The 1,752-nt window shown below is 62.8% G+C and carries 2 protein-coding genes; one reads left to right on the top strand and one right to left on the bottom strand.

All coding sequences use genetic code 11. The features are described from left to right. Positions 1–1,472 (bottom strand): AMP-binding protein (locus ABT116_RS44265; protein WP_351646526.1); only part of this gene is annotated, 1,472 nt, incomplete at its 3' end. Positions 1,473–1,478: 6 nt separating this feature from the next. Between ABT116_RS44265 and ABT116_RS44260 the strand changes: the two genes are divergently transcribed. After that, positions 1,479–1,752, top strand: a 274-nt coding sequence (locus ABT116_RS44260) for a hypothetical protein (protein ID WP_351646524.1), incomplete at its 3' end; no start/stop codon positions are given.

The following is a 1,752-nucleotide window of genomic DNA, read 5'->3' as shown; positions in this document are numbered from 1 at the left end:
GTTCTGCTCGTCGGTGTGCAGGCTGCCGAGTGCCGGGGCGCCCGCGATCCGGGTGGTCCAGCCCCGTCCACCCCGGTGATCGAACCGAGAGATGTTGCCGGAGAGTGGATCAGAACTGCCTGGTTGAAGCGATCGGTACCACCCGCCCATTCGGACAAGCGGTGAACCACCGGCAGCGGTACCAGCTCACCCACACCGATGTCGGCCGAGGCGGTGGTAACCGAGGTGGCGTCATCACCCACCGTTGCGGCGATCGCGGCGGGAGTGCGCAATTCGAAGATCTGACGCGGGGTCAGCACTACCGAATCACGACGAGCCAGGTTGACCAGTCGGATCGCCAGGATACTGTCGCCGCCGAGAGTGAAGAAATCGTCGCGCACCCCGACACGGGGCAGTCCGAGAACCGTCGCGAAATGCCCGGCGAGAAGGTCTGCGACGCCCGAGGAAACTACTCCCGTCGAGTCGCTCACCTGTGCCGCGAAATCCGGTGCAGGTAGTGCTTTTCGGTCGAGCTTGCCGCTCGGGCTCAGCGGCAGTGACTCAAGTCGCACAAAGGCGCTGGGCACCATGAATTCCGGTAGCACCGACAGCAACTGAGCGCGAACCGCAGCATCATCAACATCGCCGACCAGATAGGCAACCACCTGTGCGCGGTTGCCAGGGCCGTCTGTTCGGACGATCACGGCACTGGCCGTGACTCCGGGGCACAGCGCCAACTGTGCTTCGACTTCACCGAGCTCGATGCGGAATCCACGAACCTTCACCTGCTCGTCCACGCGGCCGAGGTACTCGAGGACGCCGTCGGCATTCCACCGCACGATGTCACCGGTCCGGTACATCCGCGAACCGCCGTCGCTGTACGGATTCGCCACAAATCTTTCGGAGGTGAGTCCCCCACGTCCGTGGTAAGCACGCGCCAGTTGTGGTCCCGCCAAATACAGCTCACCGGTGGCACCGGCCGGGACGTTCTGCAGGTAGGGATCGAGAACGAACAGGCCGGTGTCGGCTGCGGGCACGCCGATCGGGACACTGACGGCGTCTGCCGGAGTTTCCTGCACGGACGGCTGCCAACTGACGTCGACGGCGGCCTCGGTGGGGCCGTAGAGGTTGTCCACCAGAACGTTCGGCAGGATCTCGGCGACCTTGCGTGCAACGTGAACGGGCAGTGCCTCACCGCTGCAGTTGACGATCTCGAGGGAAGAGCACAGTGCTGCTTTCGGCTCTGCAAGAAACACTTCGAGCATCGACGGAACAAAATGCACTCGGGTCACGGACTGTTCGACGATGACGTCGGCCAGATAGCCCGGGTCCTTGTGCCCGTCCGGCTCGGCCATCACCAGGGTTGCCCCCACCAGGAACGGCCAGAAGAATTCGGGAACGGAGACGTCGAAGCTGGACGGGGTCTTCTGCAGCATCCGGTCGGAAACGTCCATCGGACGTATCTGCTGTGCCCAGAGCAATCGGTTGACCACACCCTCGTGGGTGACGACAACACCTTTGGGACGACCGGTCGAACCCGCCAGCTTCGTAGTGTTGGTGTCAAGGTATTCGGAATCGGCCTTGCCGCGGGAACTTCCGTAGCCCAGGATTTCGACCTCATGCGATCGATCACCGCAGGTTTGGCTCCGGATAGCGCAACGTGCGGCAGGGTTCAGGCTCCATCGCCTGGAGAGTTCTTTCTCGCGGAGAACATCGACGATCTTCTTTTTGCCTTCGACACCTTGAGTACACCGGGCCAAGCACCGCTTTCAC

Source organism: Streptomyces sp. NPDC002130 (genome assembly GCF_040296465.1).
Taxonomy (GTDB): domain Bacteria; phylum Actinomycetota; class Actinomycetes; order Streptomycetales; family Streptomycetaceae; genus Streptomyces.
Note: the sequence above shows the minus strand (reverse complement) of the source record. Positions and strands in the feature narration are given on the sequence as shown.